The organism is Thermococcus sp. P6, assembly GCF_002214525.1.
Taxonomy (GTDB): Archaea; Methanobacteriota_B; Thermococci; order Thermococcales; family Thermococcaceae; genus Thermococcus.
Window position 1 is genome coordinate 1166702 of sequence record NZ_CP015104.1, and the last position, 18986, is coordinate 1185687.

The following is an 18986-nucleotide window of genomic DNA, read 5'->3' on the forward strand; positions in this document are numbered from 1 at the left end:
CAGCCTCCGGTTGTTTAACAAAACCAGAAGGGGGAGGTGATATAAAGGTGTTACGGTGTTAGTCTCCTCCTGTCCCTCGGGAAGAGGATGACCTCCCTGATGTTGTTCAGGTTCAGCATCTGCTTTATCAGCCTCTCCGCCCCGAGGCCAAAGCCGCCGTGGGGGGGCATCCCGTAGCGAAAGGCCTTAAGGTAGAACTCGAAGCTCCCCGGATCGAGGCCCTTCTCCCTGATCTGCTCGACGAGGACGTCAACCCTGTGCTCCCTCTGGCCGCCGGAGGTTATCTCCACCCCCCTGTACTCGAGGTCAAAGGAGCGGCTTATCTCCGGCCGGTCGTCGTACTTCATTATGTAGAAGGGCTTTGCCTCGCTGGGGTACCCGTGGATGAAGTAGAGGGGTGCGTCTTCGTTCTCCATCATGTACTTCCCGAGCAGTTTCTCGCCCTCGGTGTCTATGTCCTCGCCCCACTCAATTTTCTTTCCGAGGTCCGAGAGGACTTCGAGGGCCTCCCCGTACGATACCCTGGGGAAGGGCAGCCTCGGCTCCTCGAGTTCAAAGTTCAGGATTTCCAGTTCCTTCTCGTTGTGCTCGAGGACGTGTTTGATGACACTTCCAACCATCATTTCGAGTAGGTTCATAACCTCTTCCTCGTTTTCTATGAAGGCCATCTCGGCATCTACGCTCCACGCCTCGTTCAAGTGCCTCGTCGTGTTGTGCTCCTCGGCCCGGAAGATGGGGGCCACCTCGTAAACCCTGTCGAGGCCCGTGGCCATCATTATCTGTTTGTAGAGCTGCGGGGACTGGGCCAGAAAGGCGTCCCTCTCGAAGTATTTCAGGGGGAAAAGCTCGGTCCCGCCTTCCGTGGCCGTGGCGATTATTTTCGGGGTGTGAACCTCGACGAAGCCCTCGCTGTGGAAGAAGTCCCTGATGGCCCTGAAGACGCTGGAGCGTATTTTGAAGATCGCCATTACCTCCGGCCTTCTGAGGTCCATGAAGCGGTTGTCCAGCCTCGTGTCGAGTTCGGCCTTCACCTTCCCCGTGGGGTCGAGGGGCAGCGGGGATTGGGCGACGTTGAGGACCTCAATCCTCTCTGGAAGAACCTCAAATCCCAGCCTCGCCTTGGGCGTGAAGCTGACGACTCCCTCAACGGCCACAACGTCCTCGGCGTTGAGCTTCGGTATGAGCCCGAAGATCTCGGGACTTACCTTCTTCTTCGGGGCGGTGACCTGAATTATGCCCTCCCTGTCCCTTATCCAGAGGAACTTTATTCCACCGAGGTCCTTTACCTCCTGAACCCATCCCGCGATCCTGACCCTCTTACCGTTCAGCTCCTCGGTTATCTGGGCTGAGTAGTGCGTTCTGTACATGATCATCACCCGATGAAGGAAGATCAGATGAAGTTTATCCTTACCTCCGCACCGGCTATCTGGGAGATTATGCTCTCGAGCACTTCCCTCCTTCCGGGGATCTTCTTCCTGTCCCTGTCCGGCACGAGAATCCTGTAGTAATTATCTCCGCTGGGCTTGTAAACGACGTTGACCCCGAAGACCCCCGCGGGGTAGAGTAAATCGGTGGCGATCTTCTTAACGTCCTCGGGTTTTCTCACCTCAACCGCCTCGATGACGCGTATCCTCTTTCCAAGCTCCCTCGTAAGGATCTTCACGTTTTTACCGCCTTTTCCGATGGTCAGCGGAACGTCACCCTCCCCGACCACGATGACAACCAGATCACCGGCCTCGACGGCCTTCTTGAACTCCACATCCGAGTCACCGATGAGCCTGTAGAGAAGTCTCGCAACCTTAACGTCCAGCTCGGATATGATCCCTTCCTGAAGTTTTTTCTCGTCGGCCGGGCACAGAATACCATCGGTCTTCAAACACACCTCACAGATCGGTGCCTTCATCTTCTCACCTCCTCCGTCCGAAGAATGAACCTGAGGGCTAACCTAAATTCCGGAGCCCGTTTAAAAACCTTATGAAAAAAGGGTAAGCTCAGGCTTTCCCCTCTATCTCCAGCCTGATGCGCTCGATGAACCTAAGTGTAAAGGCGTGTCTCTCCTCCGCCATGCTTCTGGCCGTTTCGGTGTACATGGTATCCCTGAGCTTCAGTATCTTCTCCTCGAAGTGCCTCAGCGAGGCTTCTATGTCCCTCCCGTGCTCTCCGGAGTACATGAAAACCCTCGCAATGCCTATCGCACCGATGGCGTCGAGCTTGTCTGCATCGCTCAGGATCTTTGCTTCCAGAGTTTCGGGCTCGGGACCACGGGAAAAGCGGTGGGATTCAATGGCCCGGGCAACCGCACGGGCCTTTTCCTCGGGGTAGCCGAGGCTTCTTAAATAGTCCTCCGCAATCCTCGCCCCCTCGATGGCGTGATCTTCTACCTTCCCCGCGTCTTCCAGAGGGCGGGCAACGTCATGGAGAAGGGCCGCAAGCGCCAGAACCTCAAGATCCGCGCCTTCTTTTTTCCCGATGTGCATGCACAGGTTGAAGACGCGCTCAACATGGCTGAAACCGTGGGTTCCTTCCCTTTCGAAGAACTTCCTCGCGTACTCCCGGGTCCTCTCTATGAGCCTGAGGGTTTCCTCGTCGGCTATGAACTCCTTCAGGTTCATTCAACCACCCATCGATTCCTCCAGCAGGGCGTTTAAAAGTTCAACGATCCCCTCGTGTATCCTCAGGCTTATACCGTCCACCGTGGGGGTCTGGTTCCGGGTTACCCCGTCTATGAGCCCGGACCTTGAGATGGTCCTTATGACCTCCCCCTCCTTCCAGTCGGGGATCAGTTTTCGACCGAACTCCAGAGAGGCCTGGGCTACGAGCCCGTAGGCGCCCCAGTTTGAGACCGCCGAAAGAACGAGTCCGTCGGTTTCAACGGTGCTCGCTATTTTCCTCCCGCGGGGGACGTGCCTCTCAACGAGCTCCCTGATCTTTCCCATCCCCGCCTCGTTTCCCCCGTCGCCTATTCCAATCGTGGGTATGCCAGCATCTCTCGCCTCGAGGATCGCACGGTCAAAGGTCCCCCGGGTTATCTCCGCCCCCGTCATCGAGTAGTACCTTCCGTCCTTCCCCCTGCCGGGGGTTTCCACGGCCACGACGAGGGAGTAATCGCTAACATCCGGCCCTTCCACGAAGCTCAGGTGAAACCGGTCGAGGGCTTCCCTCACCTCCTGGTAGGTGAGCACCTCCGCCCTTCCGCCGAGGTTCTCCACGGCCCTCGCTATGGCAAGCGCCCCCGGTGGTCCGTCGGTTTCCGCCCTCATCGTCGGGGGTATGGGAAAACCCGTTATGATCAAAACCCTCTCGTAATTGTCGAGGAGCATCTTCGCGGAATCGCGTAAGAAATCGGGATTATTTCTCCGGTAGTCGAGGTAAACCCTGAGTGTCCCTCGGTTACCGGCGTCCGTGTTGATGAGATGGGCTATCATGCCTACTCAACCTCGTAGACCACTACCCTGACCTTCTTGCCCTTCAGGGCCTCCTTGAGCTTCCACCAGAGCTCCGTGGGTTCTTCACTCCTGTGGGTCAGCTCGTGGCCGTTTTCGAGCCTGACCTTTTTCTCCCCGTACCTCACGAAAACGCCTTCCTCATCGAACACCTTCCTCATGTTGCCCCCTCCACTATTTTTCTAAGCTCATGAAGGGTTCTAACCTCGTAATCGGCCATGTTGTAGCCCCTTTCTCCCTCCCGGTTTACCCATACGGCCGTCATCCCGAGGTTCTTGGCCCCGTAAACGTCCTGACTGAGGGAATCTCCCACCATAATGGCCTCTTCGGGCTTCAATCCGAGGGCCTCAAGGGCGTACAGGAATATCTTCGGCTCCGGCTTTACGGAGTTGACGTCATCCCGGGTAACAACGACGTCGAAGTAATCCATCAGTCCGGTGAGTCTGAGCTTCAGCCTCTGGTATTCGGGCCCGCTGGTAACGACGCCGAGTCCGTATTCCTCCTCCCTGAGCCATTTCAGGACCGGAATCGTATCGGGGTAAACGTGGAGCTTCTGCGGGTAAGCCCTGAGCAGTTCCTCGTACCTGAGGTCCACCCCGAAGAGTTCGAAGAAGAAGTTCCAGTCGTGCCACTCGTAGGTGTCCCTCCTTCCAAGGAGCTCCCCGAGGAACCGCTTCCTCGCCTCTTCCCTGCTGATTCCAAACTTCCGGGATATCCTGTCGTAAACCTGTGGAAGGAAGAGCTGTATGAGAGGTATCTCCGTCAGCAGTGTTCCGTCCACGTCGAAGAGAACCGCCTTCATCCTACCATCTCCTTACGAGGAGGGCCAGTATCTCGACCCCTCTCCCCATGTCCTCGTCCGTTATTACGCCCCAGATGACGTCCTTCTCGGAGAGTATCTCCTGAAACCTCCCGAGGATCGAGTGGGCGTCCTTCAGGGGAAAGCTCGTTCCCACCAGAATCCCCACGAGTCCCCGCTCCCAGATCCCCCAGTGCCACCTGAAGTCCACCTTCCTGAGGAGCCTGAGAATGCCCACGTTGCCGCCTTTTATGATGTTGAAGAGATCCGCGTAGTCGATGTTGACGAGCATCCGGGTTTCGAGGTAGTAGTGGAGCCGGGAGAACATCTCCGCGATGCTCTTTGAGGCCCCATCGAAGGCCTCCGACAGGGAAGCGTTTTCATCGATAAGGAAATCCCACAGGGAGTCATAAAACACCGTTTCAAAATCCCCGGCCCACGGAGGTTTCTTCTCGACTACAAGTTCTTTCCCGGGGGTCAAAACGTAGGCGAGCTTTATCACTCCTGCCGGAACGCTCTCGACTATCAGCCTCTCGAGCTCGCGGTTCACTTCCGTGTCCTCGAAGACCAGCCAGAGGAAGCTCCCATCCGGAAGGCCTGAGATGAAGTTCCTCAGGCGATCCCCGTAGGTATCGGGCCGGAGGAGGTAATAGGCGGGGTTCACGGTTACCCTGACCACTCCATCGGCCCTTATGCCGTTGACCACGCGAGCGCCATTGTTCCCTATGCCCACAAAAATATGGGTAAAAGATCCCATGATGCCCCCCTTACTCGAGGGTCGCATGCTTCTTCCTCATATCCTTTTCGGTCTTCTGAAACGTTGCCATAAGGAGGGCTATGACGCCGTCCATGAACACCATCGTGGAGTCCTCAAAGAGCGTCCCCATGGGGGCTATCCATTTGTATCTTGTGAGCATCTGGCGGGCTATGTAGTCGGTTGGAACATCTGATTTGGCCCTTCCGGGTATCTCCACCACGACATCGGCGAGCTTTCCAAGGGTTGAGTTCGAGTAGGAGGTTATCGCCACGACCTTTCCACCCTCCTTTTTGGCTATCTTCGCGGCGTCAACGATGCTGGTTGTTTCGCCCGAACCGCTGATGGCTATTAACAGGTCTCCCGCCTCAAAGGCCGGCGTTATGGTCTCGCCGACGACGTAAACGTTGAAGTCGAGGTGCATGAGACGCATCGCGAAGGCCTTACCCACGAGACCGCTTCTCCCGGCACCGTAAACGAATATCTTGTTCGCCCCTATCATAGCGTCGACGAAGCCGCGAACCTGTTCCATCTTTAACTTCTCGGCAACGCCCGCCACGTGCTCCGTTATGTCCCTCATGGCCTTCCTTATGGCCATCATGTACTCCTCCCAGAACAGGTCTATTATCCTCCTGGTTACCTCCTCGGGATCCTTGGCCTTCGTTATGGCCCCGCCGACGATTATTATCGTTGCCCCGAGCTCGATGACCTTCGGGATGGTCTCAAGGTTCAACCCGCCGGCAACCGCAACCGGGACGTTAACCTCTTTGATTACCTTTTCGAGGTCTTCCAGCGGGTTTTTGCCCTGAGCCTGCTCGTCTATGCCCGTGTGGACGAGGATGTAGTGAACCCCCATCCTCTCGAGTTCCTTCGCCCTTTTGACCTTGTCCTTAACCCCGATGAGGTCCACCATAACCCTGATGCCGTACTTTCTGGCTACCTCAACGGCGTCCTTTATCGTCTTGTCATCTGCCACACCAAGGATCGATACAACGTCCGCACCGTGCCTCGCCGCCATTTCCACCTCGAGCGCTCCTGTATCCATCGTCTTCAGATCTGCGACGATCTTTCTGTCCGGAAAGCGTCTCTTGAGAAGCTCAACAGCACGCATGCCCTCCTTCTTAACCAGTGGGGTCCCGACCTCCAGCCAGTGAGCTCCACCACGGGCGGCTTTTTCCGCTATAGAAATGGCCTCCTCAACATCGGTAAGGTCAAGGGCAACCTGAAGTATCATCTCCTCGCCTCCGAAGGGTTTTCGTTTTAGCCTTAAGGGCCTACTTTTTAAAGTTTGGTGTTGAAATTTAACAGGAACATGGCAATAACACCGGCCAAGGTTTAAAAAACGGGGGGACAACTCCCGGGAGGTGGGATCATGGTAACCTTCATTCCCTTCGGCGAGAAGCCCAACAGGGAGGGCGTCCTTTACGTCCTCAGTCTCCTCAAGAGGAACAAGCTCATCGACGATTACATCATAGTCGAATCGAGCCGGGTTGAACTGCTGCCCGAGCGGATACCGGCCGATAAAGCCTACGTAATCGGGGAGCACGTGGCAACTTACGGCATAGTCGATAAGTTACGTCCTCCTTCCCTCCTCAGCGTTGATGCCCACACCGATCTCATGCATGACTACCTTGACCACGGCTCGTGGCTCGCCTACGCCCTCGAGGAACGGAAGGTGAATCGAGCGGCGGTTCTGGCTCCCGTTCTGATGATACCCACGACCGAAAGGACGAAGCTCTGGAACAGGAGGGTCAAGATATTCCCCGCCCTGCTCAGGAGCAGGAAAGTCCGGGGGAAGTGGAGGGCCTACCGGAACCTCCAGACGAACTCCCTCGATGAGATAATCCGGGAGGCAAAGGGCTATCTGGGTGACGAAGTGTACCTGACGGTTGACCTCGACGTGCTCCGGCCGGAGTACAGGATAGCACGCTTCCAGCACGGCGAACTTACTCTGGAAGAGCTTCTCGAGATCCTCGAAGAGGTGAAGAAGAACTTCAGGATAGTGTCCTTTGACATAGCCGAAGTTTCCGACAGGATCCGTCACTCAAGGCTTGGAAGGAAGGCTTTCGTCGAGGTTTTCCAGCTGCTGGCGGGGTGATCGCTTTGAAGGGTCCGACGGAGGAGGAGATGAGAACCGTCATCATGCCCCTGATGCTCTCCGGGGCGAAGATGCTCGACAGGCACTGCCCGGTGTGCGGCTCACCGCTCTTCGAGAAGAACGGCAGGGTCTTCTGCCCCGTGTGCGAGCACAGGAAGAATATGGAAAAGGCCAGCAGGAAGGGGGTCGAGGAACGGCTGATCGAGAAGCTGGAGGATCTGGCAAACTCCCTGCCGGAGGATCTGGAGGAGCTCGAGAAACACTTAAAGGTGATGGAGAGGATAGTTGAACTGCTGGAACGTTACAGGAAACTGGAGGGAGAGGTATGAAGAACGTCAGGGTTTTGAAGGCCCTTGAGGATGGACCAAAGACTATAGAGGAGATAAGCGAAATCACAGCCATAAGCCCCATGGAGGTCAGGAGGTACCTCCTCCGCTTTGTGGAGCAGGGAAAGGTCGAGAGCTACCAGAGGGAAGGAAAGATCTTCTGGAAGATCAGGGAGACGAGTGAGGAAGAGGAGGAGTTCAGGTACGTCTAACTCCTCCCCACGTCTCCCCGTCAGGGATACGGAAGAAGGAAAATCGAAAGGGATCAGGCCTTCCGGGCCTTCTCCCAGTACTCGTTGAACCTGCCCTCAAAGAGCGCCTTAACGCGCGGGTCCTTGATCCATATCTGAGTCTCGTAGTTGAAGTACCTTGCCGCCATGTCCTCGAGGGCGAAGAAGACCTCGTCGTCGCAGATGAGCATCGGGAGCTCGAGCTTGTCGATTATCCTGAGTTCGAGCTTTCCGTCCTTATAGTAGTCGAGTATCTTGGAGTCGCTGAGCCTGTTGTAGACGTTTTCGGTGACGATTATCCTGGCCTCGGCACCGTTGTCGATGGCCTTCAGGATGTCTTTCTCGAGGTTTATGGCAATGTAGCCGTCGTCGGCAAGCAGTATCTTCTCCCTGACCCCTTCGAACATCTCCCTGGTCTTGAGGGTGGCGTTCCTGATGCCCCTCACAACCCAGACCTTCTCGACGCCGTACTTGGGAATCTCCGTCTCTATGAGCGGGCTCATCAGCTCCAGGAGTTCCTCCTTGGCCTTCTTTTTGGCCTCGAGCTCTTCCTTAACGCGCTCCTGCCACCTCTCGATGAAGCTCTCGAGGATGTTCTCAGGGCGAACCGGCCTGTACTTGTTGACCTTTCCGGGCTGGCTTATGGCGAAGCCCTTCTTCTCGAGGCTCCTGAGGACGTCGTAGGTTCTCGGAGCCGGAACCTCCGAAACGCTGGCCAGTTCCGCAGGGGTGAGGACGCCGAAGCCGACCAGTGCCACATACGCCCTTGCCTCGTACAGGTTCAACTCAAAGTGCTCCTGAAGGAGCTCAACCATCCTATCTTTTACCATTCTTACCACCACCGTATTTCCTATCTGTCCTTTGGGGTTCATCCCCTATAAATTTTTTCCCCGTGTCATTAGTGTCTCCGGTTATGCTACCGGGGTTACCCCGGGATAACTCTACCGGATGTTACTGTCGTTGTATAGCTATACATTTGGATTACCACTAAAAAGGTTTTAAAAGTTTTGGTTTTACCGATGAGCAAACCTACAACCCAACATAAAGGCATGAAAACCGGATAAAAAGAAGGGATAAATGTAACCTCAGGCAATCCATTGCCGGATCTTTTAACACAACGATATCATGTTAGGAACTTCTGTATCTCCTCGTAGAGCCCTCCGAGAACCTCCTCGTAATCCGCCTTCCCCTCTTCGATTCGATCCATTATTTCCTCAAGCTCCCTCGTCTTTTCCTCGCTAACGAGGTCTCTGTACTTACTAACGAGGTAGTGGTAGACCTTCACCCCCTGTTCGGTGGGGACGAGCTTCTTCCTCCCGCGGGTCTCGATGACGTAGTAGCGTTTTATGAGCGTCTCCACTATCTTGGCGTAGGTCGAGGGGCGTCCTATCTTTCTTTCCTTCATCAGTGCAATCACGTCTCCCTGGGTGTAAAGGGAAACCTTGGGCGCCTTCCATTTTCTGGATTCAACGACCCTGAGCCTCGCCCCGGCTTCGAGTCTCGGCAGCTGTCTGAAGGGGGGTGAGCGGAGCTTCGTCCAGCCATCCTCGATAACCTCAACGTAGCCCTCGAGCTCTGCCTTTCCGGCGATGGCGTTGATGACGGCCCTCTCCATGATGAGCTTCGCCGCCTTCATCTGACCCGTCATGAAACGGCGGAATATCATGTCGTAAAGGCGATAGTGGTCCCGCGTGAGGTTTTTGGGGAGCTGGATCACGCCGTCGCGGACGAGACTCATCAGCCTTCCGGTATCTATGGGTCTGGTGGGTCTTATGGCCTCGTGGGTTCCCTCCTTCCCCCACGGCCGCGGTTTGAAGTATTCCTCGCCGATTTCCCCCGTAATGTACTCCTTGGCCACTTCTATTCCGGTGTTGCTCACGTGGGTGCTGTCCGTTCTGTGGTAGGTGATCAAACCCATCTCGAAGAGGTCCTGGGCTATGCGCATTGTCTGGGGGGCCGAAAGCTTCAGGAAGGTTGAGGCGTCCTTAAGCATCGTGTCCGTGGTGTAGGGTGGAAGCGGGTTGATCTCCCTCTCCTCAAGCTGAACGTCCTCAACGATCACCTCTTCCGGAACCTTGACGTCCTTACCGTCCTTTCCAAGCTCTATCGTCAATTTGAGGCCGTTTTCAAGGGTTAACCCGAGGAAGTAAACTTCGCTCTCCGTGAACTCCTTGTAGCGTTCTATTATCCATCCCAGAACGGGCGTCTGAACCCTTCCGGCGGAGAGGTTGTGGTTCTCGAAAACCCTCTGGAGCCTCTGGCTCAGCTCGAAGCCTATCCATCTGTCCTCTATGCGCCTTACTATCTGGGCATTGACGCGCCCCTCGTTAACCTCCCTCGCCTCCGAGATGGCCTTCATTATGGCCGGTCTCGTTACCTCGTGAAACTCTATGCGCTTGATGTTCGGTGCGTAGGGAGAGAGCACGTTCCTTATGTCCCACGCTATCTTCTCTCCCTCCGTATCGGGATCCGTGGCTATCAGTATCTCGTCCACCTCTCCGGCTATCTCGCGCATTGCTTTCACGTTCTGGGTGGCATCGTAGACGTTCCTGCTTCCGCATCTCGGGCATACGCCCTTCTCCTCCCAGTCAACGAACTGATGACCGCAGTCCCTGCAGCGCTTGATGGTGTCGTAGACCGGAATGAACTTCATCCGGTCGGCTTCACCCTCCAGCAGAACACCGTGGTAACCCTCGTTCGTTACGAGATCGAACATGTGCCCGCCGCTCGCGAGGATGGTCAGCATCATGTCCCCTATGCTCACCTCGTAGGCAACCAGATCGCCTATCCTCGTCTTGCTGGGCCTGCCGAAGAAACCGGCTATGGTTCTGGCCTTGTTCGGGCTCTCCACTATCATGAGGGCGGACTTCACGAGATCTTTGGCCTTCGAGCTTATTTTACCCTCCATCAGGAGCCTTATCTTTTCCCTGTCCTCGTCTATTCTCCTGAGAACCTCATCGAGGTCGAGCTCCTCAAAGGGTACCATCCTGAACTCCGTGAAGCGCCAGCGCATCTGCCTCAGAAGGCCGTTGAAGACCTTCTCGTTGTCCACTATCAGGACGCTGAGTCCCTGACTTATTCCCCCCGCAAAGAGCCTGCTCGTCCTTCCGGTGGCCTGTATGTAGGTCCTCACATCGGGGATCTCGATGTACCATTTGCCCCCTTCTTCCTTAAGGCTTACGAAGGGGTCTTCGGCGAGCTTCCTGAGCACCTCTTCGTCCTTTAAGACCCTCCTGAGGAACTCGACCGTCTTCCTGAAAACACCGAGGACGTGGTTGTGGAACCCGTCTTCCAGAGGCAGGCCTTCCGCCAGTGCCTCCTCTATCTTGAGGATCTGGAAGCTTGGAATGTTGCGGATTAGGCGCCTCAATCTTGCGTGGAGCCTCTCGGCTTCTTTCCTGTCTTCGTCGCTCAGGAAGTCCATTACCTCGTTCAGCAAACCGAGGGTGCGGTATATGGTCGGCCTTTCGAGGTCCACGCTGAAGCGGAACTTTGGAACGCCCGTAAAGACCGCATAGCGTATGAGGTGGGGGAGGTCGAGTCCCCTCACGAGGGAACCGTAGTAGGCGGCCGAGCCTATGAGGTAATCCGCCTCCCCCTTCTCAAACCGTTCTATGGCATTTTTGTTCTTCGAGCTAACGACTTCGATTTTGAAGCCCTTCCCGCGAAGGTACTCCGCCAGCTCTTCGGCGTAGCCGAGCCCCTGATCGATGGGGGTGAATACCAGCCCTCCCCTTCCGAGTCGCTGGAGGAGCTCCTCGACGTGTTCCTTTATGTCCTTCTCCGGCTTCAGGTAGGTGTCAACGACGTTCCTCAGGGACGAACGGCCGCTTCCGACCTCGAAACCGAGGAGCTCGCGGTAGAGCTTTATTCTATCCCCCCTCGCGGAGCCGGTGGCCGAGGCGATGACCATCGCCCCGACGTTGTTTTTGTTCCTGAACTCCTCGATCTCCAGCTGGAGCTTTGAGATCCTATCGTTCAGCTCCCTGAGTTTTTCCTCCCTGTCACTGGCACGGCCGTTTAGGTAGCGACTCATCTCCTTTTTGAGGCGGACTATCTCCCAGGCCTTCCCTATGATTTCCTCGTTGAAGCCGAGCAGGAAAAGGGAGCGGTCTATGTTCCTGCTCGCCTTCAGAAACGCGTCAACGTCATCGACGAAGATGAAGTCAAAACGCCTCCCGGCGAGAACCTCGTCGAACTTCCTCGCGAGCCACTGGGAGCTGGTTACGAGTACATCGTAATCCCCCTTCTGGATAAGGGCCAGCATCTCCTCCCTTTCCTTTTTTCGGAGGTTGCCGTGGTAATAAGCCACCCTCACCTCGAGGCCCGAGTTGTCAATTATCGTCCGGAGCTTCTTCACCGTCTGGAGGACGAGGGGTGTTGTCGGGACGACTATGTAGCTTTTCTTTCCCCGGCTGGCGTACCACACGGCCATGAAAGCTCCGAAGGTGCTCTTGCCCATTCCGGTGGGGGCTATGATGGAGAAGCTCCTCCCCTTGAGGAGACGCTTTACCCACGTTCTCTGGGCACTCCAGAAGGTGAACCCCGTGGCCCGGCGGAAGAACTCCTCGATCTCTCTGAGGTCCTTCTCCAGAGAATAGATCCTCTCCCACTCTTTGAGGGTCCCCCTGAGTTTAAGGGCGTTTCTAACCGCAGAAACGAGATCGAAGTAGGAGTCAGCGTGAAGGGGTTCATCGAGGCATTCCTTACACGGATTCTTCATGTAGAGCCTCTCATCGGAGATCCTGTCGAGGCAGTTCGGGCACATTCCGCGGTAGATGGCCTTCATTTTCTCACCCTCTGAACGTCCGATTGCCTCTTCGGGATTTATAAGGGTTTTCGAGCGATGCCTTAAGCTCCCTCAGTTCAGCCTCAAGCTTCTCCGAAAGCTCGTAGTCGCTGAAGACGTGTCTGTAATCCTCGAGGGCTTCCTCGAGAACGTGCAGGGCTTCTCTCCTCCCGGTCATCCTCACGAGCTTCAGGGCCCTGCGGAAGAGTCTTGCAGACTCGCTCCCGCTCTCGTCCGTGCTCAGGGAAAAGGAAAGCTCCTTGAGGGTAACGTCGAGCGCCAACTCGGGCACTTCGGCCAGAAACTCCATGGCAACCGCTTCCGGAAACAGTTCCGCGTGTCCGTCCAGAGCTTCGAAGTAGAAACCCTCTTCATAGGCCTTCAAAACGGCCCCCACGTGCTTGCAGTCCCCCCCGAGCGGGCAGGTGCATCTGTTCTCCCCGGTTTCGACGTTCAGTTCCACGTAATAGGGGTACCTCCCCAGAACCTTGGAGAAGAGCCTGTTTCCAACCTTGACCACCCAGAGGACCTTTCCGGCCCTGTAATAGCGCTCCCCTTTCTTCAGCGTCTTCTCGTCCATGGCACCCCTTACTTTGGTGGCTAATCTTTAAGCCTTTCGACCGCAACCGTTTTATTCCCTCGCGCGTAATTACACCGGTGATGGTCATGGACGTTTTTGAACTCGCGAGACGCTACCACGATGAGCTCGGCGTGAAGGAGGCCAGCATGGCGACCATGGCGGCTGAGCTCTATGGGGATCTCGGTCTAAAGATGGCCGAGTTCCTGAGAGGCGAAGGCTACAACATTCTAAGCACGAAGTTCGTGGACTACGACAGAAGCCTCGTCCTCGAGGTAACAAAGGGAGAAAAGAGGTTCGAGATAACGCTCCGGAAGAGCTAATAGCGGTTCTTGTAGTCGAAGACGATCTCCTTCTTTTCTCCGGGGTTTATAGTAACTCTGAACTCCACGTAGCTCGCGGTCTCGTCGATGGGCTCGACGCTCGAATTCAGGATCCTGCCCCGCTTGTGGTGTCTGACGACAACGGTTTTCGTCCCGTTTCCAAGGTTCTCGAGGGTTATCTTTATTTTGTAGTAGGAGTAATCCTTATCGTGCTTCTCCTCGAGGACCGTTGTGCTCCCCTTGAGGTCGTAGTCCCTGCCGATGCCTATCCTGAGGGTGTCCCCCTCTGGCGTGTGCTCGATGGCCCTTTCGCCGATGAGGAGCGATCCGTCTTCCGTCTCCCGGTACACCTCGACGATTCCGGCCGGAAGGACCTTCTCCGTCTTAAAAGATACCGACTCGTAAACCGCCCCCTCCCTGCTGTAGGGCCAGCTCTCGTAGAGGTACCCCCTCTCGAAGGGGGCCTCGAAGTTTATGTAGGGGTACATCATCGTACTGGCGGGATTCAGGTCCACCACCCCAAGCCTGTAGAGGTAGAAGGCCTCCACTTTCTCGGGCTGGCCGACGCTGACTTCCTGAGTTCCCTTTTCGGCGAGGGTGTAAAGGTCTCCCGGGCGTGGAAGGTTCTGGTAAAGCTGCACATCACCCGCAACGAGGAGAACCCGGGCATCCTCGAACTTCTGGACCGTCGGATTGTTGACGACGACGTAGCCGTAAAGCTTCGCCTTCTCGCCGAGGTAGAGCTTGTACCTGCTTTCCCAGTCCATGTTCACAACGCGGTAGATCACGCTCACGTTGTACTTTCCGGCCTTCTCCGCGCGAAGAACCGCGTAAACGCTCGCCTTTCCCTCTAGGTTCTGGGCCCTGAAGTAGGCCACTTCCTCAGGGTTTATGAGGTAGTAGCCGTCCCCCTCCAGAACGATCTTTCCTTCCCTGAGGCCGAGGAACTTACCTGCCACCTTTTCTCCGTTCTTCAGCTTTACCTCCACATCGTTTCCAACGTTGGCGCTGTAGGCATCTCCCCCGCCCCTGCTGAAGACTCCGAGGACGGTAACGCCCTCATCGAGCGGTCTGATGGTCACCTCCGCTATGTCCAGGCCGGCCAGCTCCTCGAGGGGAACGTCGTTCATGCCCTCCCCGAGCTCAACCTCAACAACCCTCTCAACAACGCCGATCTTAACCGAGTTGTACAGCACCACGGTACTGCTCGAATCCGATGCCTTTCCCCCGTGAAGGGAAAAAACCGCCAGAACCACCAGCATCCCCAGGACGCCGGCCAGTATCTTACCCTTCATCACGATCACCAGTAACCCCTTGGGCTTCATGGTATTTATACCCCGAACATCGCTTCAACGCCACTGGAAGCGAAACCCGGTGTATGGAAACCCTTTTAACCCCCCGGATGGATTGAAAAATGTCAATCTAACGGGGTGATCTGCATGAACAGGGTCGAAAAGGCAAAGGAGATAATAGAGAAGGCCAGGGCCGAGAACAGGCCGCTCGTTGAGCCCGAGGCCAAGGAAATTTTGAAGCTGTACGGCGTTCCGGTACCGGACTTTAAGGTCGCCACCACCGAGGAGGAGGCCGTTAAATTCGCAAGGGAGATAGGCTACCCGGTCGTCATGAAGATAGTCTCCCCGCAGATAATCCACAAGAGCGACGCCGGCGGTGTCAAGGTCAACATAAAGAGCGATGAGGAGGCAAGGGAAGCCTTCAGGAAGATCATGGAGAACGCAAAGAACTACAAGCCGGATGCGGACCTCTGGGGCGTCATCGTTTACAGAATGCTCCCGCTCGGCAAGGAGGTCATAATCGGTATGATAAGGGACCCGCAGTTCGGTCCGGCCATAATGTTCGGTCTCGGTGGCATCTTCGTCGAGATACTCAAGGACGTTTCCTTCAGGGTCGCTCCGATAACGAAGGAAGAGGCCCTCGACATGATTAAGGAGATAAAGGCCTACCCGATCCTCGCGGGAGCGCGCGGAGAGAAGCCCGTTAACGTCGAAGCACTGGCGGAAATCATCACAAAGGTCGGGGAGCTTGCACTTGAACTCCCTGAGATTAAGGAGCTCGACATCAACCCTGTCTTCGCCTACGAGGACTCCGCGGTTGCCGTCGATGCGAGGATGCTCCTTTGAGGGTTTTCCTTTTCTTCTCTTCAGCATTACCCTTCTTCCTTCCTTAACCTCCGGTCCGTGGGATTAACAACGCTTACCTCCTTTAATCCTCACCCTTCGGAACGTCCGGATAAATCCCTATGTACCTCCGGGAATGGAAAATGTTATAAAGTTCGAGCGCATACTTTTATGGACAATCCACATCGTTTAATGGGGTGATCCATTGAGATTTGTAATAAGACTCCGGCCGGAGAGTGAACCCTTCAAGATCCCCTTCAACCACCAGCACAGCCTTCAGGGACTGTTCTACCGGAGGGTCCAGCGGGTCAACCCGGACCTGAGCCTGAAACTGCACTCGCCGAAGGTCCCCAAGCTCTTCACCTTCTCCCTCTTCATGGCCGAGAGGCGTAACCTCGCGGAGGATAGGAGCGGTCTCATCGGCCACAGGAGGGGGTTCTTCTACTTCTCCACGGCCGTTCCGGAGATAGCCGAGGCCTTCATCACCGGCCTGCTCCAGAACCCGGAGGTGGAGCTCTGGGGTGAAAAGTTCACCGTGGAGGAGGTAAAGGCCCTTGCGGAGCCTCAAAAGCTCAGCGGGAAAAGGTTCGTAACGCTCTCCCCCATAGCGGTAACCACCAAAAGAGCTCAGTTCGGCAAACCGAGGAGCTACGATCTCGGTCCAACTGAACCGGAATTCTACGAGCTCATAAAGGAAAATCTCCGCGAGAAGCATCTTCAGATATTCGGCCTTAACCCACCCGAAGAATTCGAGATGAAAGTCCTCAAAGCAAAGCCGAAGCGCTTTCAGGTGAAGCCCGGGATTTACCAGATAGCGTGGCACCTCGTGTTTCGGGCAATGGGAGATGAGGGGCTCTTAAGAGCGGGTTATCTGGCCGGTTTCGGAGAGAAGAACTCGATAGGCTTCGGCATGGTGAAGCTTGATGGGGGTAAGAGGATATCAAGAGGGAGAAAAAGCTCAGAAGGGGGTGGACGAGATAGGAAACGAAAAGAAGCTTGACGAATTTATAGGGCCGTCTTCACCCGAACGTAAACCGGAAAAACACGCCAAAAAAGCCCCGCTCTTCCAATGGACGGGGCATCCCTTCGTAGATGCAGGGCTGGTGGCATTGCTGCTTCTCTCAAAGAAGGATTCTCCGGAGGAACTGACCGAGGAGGACGTTAGGAAAGCGGTTGAGTTCGCCTCTGAACTTTACGCAAGGAAAGAATGGAGCTCAGGATACATACACGCGATGATGCTGCCCAACAGCGGCATCCTCATGGCAAATCCAAGCATGGCCAAAAAGAGAACTCCGGAGGCGATAGCTCAAAACCTTCTAAACCTCCTGAATGAACCCGAGGATCCTAAAGCTCCGATCTGCGAGATCTGCGGGAGGGGCCATTCAAGGGTAGAACCCGTCCACCGTTCCGACTTTCCACTTGTGGGAACGGGGGGTATGAGGAATTACTTCCACTCAGGGAAGGATGGGGCGAACGTATGCCCGCGCTGTCTCTTCCTCGTCCAGTTCCTTCCGCTCATCGCATATCGGCTCGGACGGGTTCTTGTGATGCACGCACATCCCTACGAACTCACCCTTGAACTGCATTCCGAGGCGTTGAGAGATGTGAAGAAGAGCATGCTGGCATCCACTGCCCGGAACTTTAAATGGCCGGAAAACTTTCTGTTCCGCCAAGTGGGCGAGATCGTAAGAAAAACAGAAAACCGTGAGCTCTGGAAAAATGCATCAATAACACTGTACTATTTTGTGAACAACAACCAGAGCCAAGAGTTGCAGATAATACACGTTCCAGCACCGGTCCTTCGTTTCGTAGCCTATGCAGCAACCCGCGATAGGGAGGGATGGAGAAGGATAGTTTCACTGGGCTGGAGGAAGAGACCGAGTGAAGAGGAGTTTGAGGATTACGAGAGGAGGTATTCTAACGAGGTTTATTCAAAGCTCCTCAGCGGCGAGAGCATCCTCTACTATTTCACGGACAGAAAAAACCGTCTTGCCAATTCAAAGTGGGCCCTACTCGAATTTTACTGCTCGGAGGTGTTGGGTTTGGATAAGGATGCCCTTGAGTTTGTTAAGTCCATAGGAGACAGGATAGTGGAGACCATTGAAAAGCTCCCCGAAAACCAGCTCTCAAAGCGCGTTATGGAGCTTGAGAGAGCTGAGAAGCTATATCAGTTCGAGGCCTTTTTTGTGAACACGGAAAAGCTCCGCCAGAGGCTTGGAGTGAAGGGGCCTTTGATGACCTTTGACGAATTTGCGACTATTCTAACCTCCTACGGGGAGGATCTGAACGTCTCGTGGAGAACGGTTAGGGACCTGCTCCTGTTCAGAATATACGAGAAACTCCACGATAGACTGATGAAGACCCTCGAGGAGGTTGGGGAAGAGGAATCCGAAGAGGTATACGGTTTGGAGGAGGTGGAAGAATGAGGTTTGCAACGGGATTGGTTTTGATAGACGCGCCCCACTCGGCCCTAAACATGCTCGGTATAGACACGAGTCTCGCCGACAGGAACGTAACGAGGGTTAAAACTTTCAGACGGGGAAGGAACCGCTATCCATACGTTTCCCCGCAGGCGTGGCGCTACTGGTGGAGGACAACCCTCAAGGAGTATTTTAACTGGGAGCTTTCCCCGCTTTATCGTGAGCAAAAGCAGGTTTTCACCGCGGCGAATCCGATAAAATATCCCGACGATGACGTCTTCGGTTACATGAGAGCATTTAAAAAAGGCAAAATAAACGTAAGCGTCACCAGAGTCTCCCCGCTCAAGAACACCCCGCTTGTGTCTGTTTTGCCCGATAGGAGTGCTCTAACCACCGATGATGGCTACGCATCGAGACACGAAGGGGATCCCGTTCCTTACAGCCAGGAATTCTACTCCACAGTCTTCAAGGGGGCCTTTTCCCTCGACCTTGAGTCCGTGGGGAGGTTCACGGTGATACAGAAGGCCGGCTTCAAGAACCTGCTAACCCTCGAAGACGTTCCCAAAGGTAAGGGCGGTAAACCCAAGCGGGGAACCGAGGAGATAGTTAAGGAGATAGAGGACATGGAGAAGCTGGCCGATGAATTCAACGTGAAAAAAGGAGAGGGAGAATGGCTCATGCCCGCGGACGTCAGGAAGAAACGCGCCTCCGAGACCATCAAGGCCCTACGCTTCCTCACAGGAGGGGCAAAGCAGACAGCATACCATACGGACGTTACGCCCAAATTTGTCCTGCTGCTCAACGTGGACGGGGGGATAAACCCATTCATAAGCGATATAATCCTCGAGGAGAAGGGGGAGGTAAAGTTCGACGCGGAAGTTCTTGCTGGGAGAATCTCCGACCTTAAGGATGTTATTCCCGAGGGTGCAAAACTCTACGTCGGCTACGACGGTGGCTTTGTGCACTCCCTTGGATGGGACGCCGAAAAAATCGTTGAGACACTCAAGAAGAGCGGACTTGAAGTGGTTGAAGGTACCGTGAAGGAAGCCATCGATCAATTCGCGGAGGAAATCGAAGCCTATTACGGGTGAG

Annotated in this window: 20 protein-coding genes; 8 read left to right on the top strand and 12 right to left on the bottom strand. The window is 55.2% G+C overall.

The window, feature by feature from the left end:
• Positions 1-50: 50 nt before the first annotated feature.
• The 8 genes from aspS to hxlAB form a co-directional block, all read right to left on the bottom strand.
• Positions 51-1367, bottom strand: coding sequence for an aspartate--tRNA(Asn) ligase (gene aspS, locus A3L12_RS06330; protein WP_088882833.1), 1317 nt, complete (start codon positions 1365-1367; stop codon positions 51-53).
• A 23-nt stretch (positions 1368-1390) separates the two neighbouring features.
• The gene (locus tag A3L12_RS06335) at positions 1391-1903 is read right to left on the bottom strand and encodes a KH domain-containing protein (protein ID WP_088882834.1); all 513 of its coding nucleotides are present in this window, start codon (positions 1901-1903) and stop codon (positions 1391-1393) included.
• Positions 1904-1991: 88 nt separating this feature from the next.
• Positions 1992-2612, bottom strand: coding sequence for an HD domain-containing protein (locus A3L12_RS06340; protein ID WP_088882835.1), 621 nt, complete (start codon positions 2610-2612; stop codon positions 1992-1994).
• A complete protein-coding gene (locus tag A3L12_RS06345) occupies positions 2613-3425 on the bottom strand; it encodes a glutamate cyclase domain-containing protein (RefSeq protein WP_088882836.1) in 813 nt (270 codons plus the stop codon).
• A 2-nt stretch (positions 3426-3427) separates the two neighbouring features.
• Positions 3428-3604, bottom strand: a complete 177-nt coding sequence (locus A3L12_RS08365) for a hypothetical protein (RefSeq protein WP_198300036.1) — start codon at positions 3602-3604, stop codon at positions 3428-3430.
• Complete coding sequence (locus A3L12_RS06350) at positions 3601-4245, bottom strand: HAD family hydrolase (RefSeq protein WP_088882837.1); 645 nt, start codon at positions 4243-4245, stop codon at positions 3601-3603. The genes A3L12_RS08365 and A3L12_RS06350 overlap by 4 nt, the downstream gene beginning before the upstream one ends.
• 1 nt (position 4246) lies before the next feature.
• On the bottom strand, positions 4247-4999 hold the full coding sequence (locus A3L12_RS06355) for a hypothetical protein (RefSeq protein WP_088882838.1): 753 nt from the start codon (positions 4997-4999) through the stop codon (positions 4247-4249).
• A gap of 10 nt (positions 5000-5009) precedes the next feature.
• Entirely contained in the window at positions 5010-6230 is a 1221-nt protein-coding gene (gene hxlAB, locus A3L12_RS06360; protein WP_088882839.1) for a bifunctional 3-hexulose-6-phosphate synthase/6-phospho-3-hexuloisomerase, read from the bottom strand.
• Positions 6231-6368: 138 nt separating this feature from the next.
• Between hxlAB and A3L12_RS06365 the strand changes: the two genes are divergently transcribed.
• From A3L12_RS06365 to A3L12_RS06375, 3 genes are read left to right on the top strand one after another with little or no spacing between them, the layout of a single operon-like run.
• On the top strand, positions 6369-7094 hold the full coding sequence (locus tag A3L12_RS06365; protein WP_088882840.1) for an arginase family protein: 726 nt from the start codon (positions 6369-6371) through the stop codon (positions 7092-7094).
• Positions 7095-7123: 29 nt separating this feature from the next.
• The gene (locus tag A3L12_RS06370; protein WP_232462923.1) at positions 7124-7423 is read left to right on the top strand and encodes an Sjogren's syndrome/scleroderma autoantigen 1 family protein; all 300 of its coding nucleotides are present in this window, start codon (positions 7124-7126) and stop codon (positions 7421-7423) included.
• Positions 7420-7632 carry a winged helix-turn-helix domain-containing protein gene (locus tag A3L12_RS06375; protein ID WP_088882841.1) on the top strand — a complete coding sequence of 71 codons (213 nt, stop codon included), beginning with the start codon at positions 7420-7422 and terminating at the stop codon, positions 7630-7632. The genes A3L12_RS06370 and A3L12_RS06375 overlap by 4 nt, the downstream gene beginning before the upstream one ends.
• A gap of 53 nt (positions 7633-7685) precedes the next feature.
• Here the strand turns inward: A3L12_RS06375 and A3L12_RS06380 are convergent, their stop codons facing one another.
• The 3 genes from A3L12_RS06380 to A3L12_RS06390 all read right to left on the bottom strand — a co-directional run bounded on the left by A3L12_RS06380 (position 7686) and on the right by A3L12_RS06390 (position 13019).
• Positions 7686-8480, bottom strand: a complete 795-nt coding sequence (locus tag A3L12_RS06380; protein ID WP_088882842.1) for a helix-turn-helix domain-containing protein — start codon at positions 8478-8480, stop codon at positions 7686-7688.
• 293 nt (positions 8481-8773) lie between these two features.
• Positions 8774-12439: a reverse gyrase gene (gene rgy / locus A3L12_RS06385; protein WP_088882843.1), complete on the bottom strand. Its 3666-nt coding sequence runs from the start codon at positions 12437-12439 to the stop codon at positions 8774-8776.
• Between the two features lie 4 nt (positions 12440-12443).
• Positions 12444-13019, bottom strand: coding sequence for an SWIM zinc finger domain-containing protein (locus tag A3L12_RS06390; RefSeq protein ID WP_088882844.1), 576 nt, complete (start codon positions 13017-13019; stop codon positions 12444-12446).
• 86 nt (positions 13020-13105) lie between these two features.
• Between A3L12_RS06390 and A3L12_RS06395 the strand changes: the two genes are divergently transcribed.
• Positions 13106-13339, top strand: coding sequence for a hypothetical protein (locus tag A3L12_RS06395; RefSeq protein WP_088882845.1), 234 nt, complete (start codon positions 13106-13108; stop codon positions 13337-13339).
• Here A3L12_RS06395 and A3L12_RS06400 read toward each other — a convergent pair.
• Complete coding sequence (locus tag A3L12_RS06400) at positions 13336-14634, bottom strand: DUF4139 domain-containing protein (RefSeq protein WP_088882846.1); 1299 nt, start codon at positions 14632-14634, stop codon at positions 13336-13338. The genes A3L12_RS06395 and A3L12_RS06400 overlap by 4 nt on opposite strands.
• A 144-nt stretch (positions 14635-14778) precedes the next feature.
• Between A3L12_RS06400 and A3L12_RS06405 the strand changes: the two genes are divergently transcribed.
• The 4 genes from A3L12_RS06405 to cas7i all read left to right on the top strand — a co-directional run bounded on the left by A3L12_RS06405 (position 14779) and on the right by cas7i (position 18985).
• A complete protein-coding gene (locus A3L12_RS06405) occupies positions 14779-15477 on the top strand; it encodes an acetate--CoA ligase family protein (protein ID WP_088882847.1) in 699 nt (232 codons plus the stop codon).
• Positions 15478-15679: 202 nt separating this feature from the next.
• The gene (cas6, locus tag A3L12_RS06410; protein ID WP_088882848.1) at positions 15680-16474 is read left to right on the top strand and encodes a CRISPR-associated endoribonuclease Cas6; all 795 of its coding nucleotides are present in this window, start codon (positions 15680-15682) and stop codon (positions 16472-16474) included.
• A complete protein-coding gene (cas8a1, locus tag A3L12_RS06415) occupies positions 16443-17900 on the top strand; it encodes a type I-B CRISPR-associated protein Cas8b1/Cst1 (protein ID WP_394335072.1) in 1458 nt (485 codons plus the stop codon). The genes cas6 and cas8a1 overlap by 32 nt, the downstream gene beginning before the upstream one ends.
• Positions 17897-18985: a type I-B CRISPR-associated protein Cas7/Cst2/DevR gene (gene cas7i, locus A3L12_RS06420; protein WP_088882850.1), complete on the top strand. Its 1089-nt coding sequence runs from the start codon at positions 17897-17899 to the stop codon at positions 18983-18985. The genes cas8a1 and cas7i overlap by 4 nt, the downstream gene beginning before the upstream one ends.
• Position 18986: the final 1 nt, after the last annotated feature.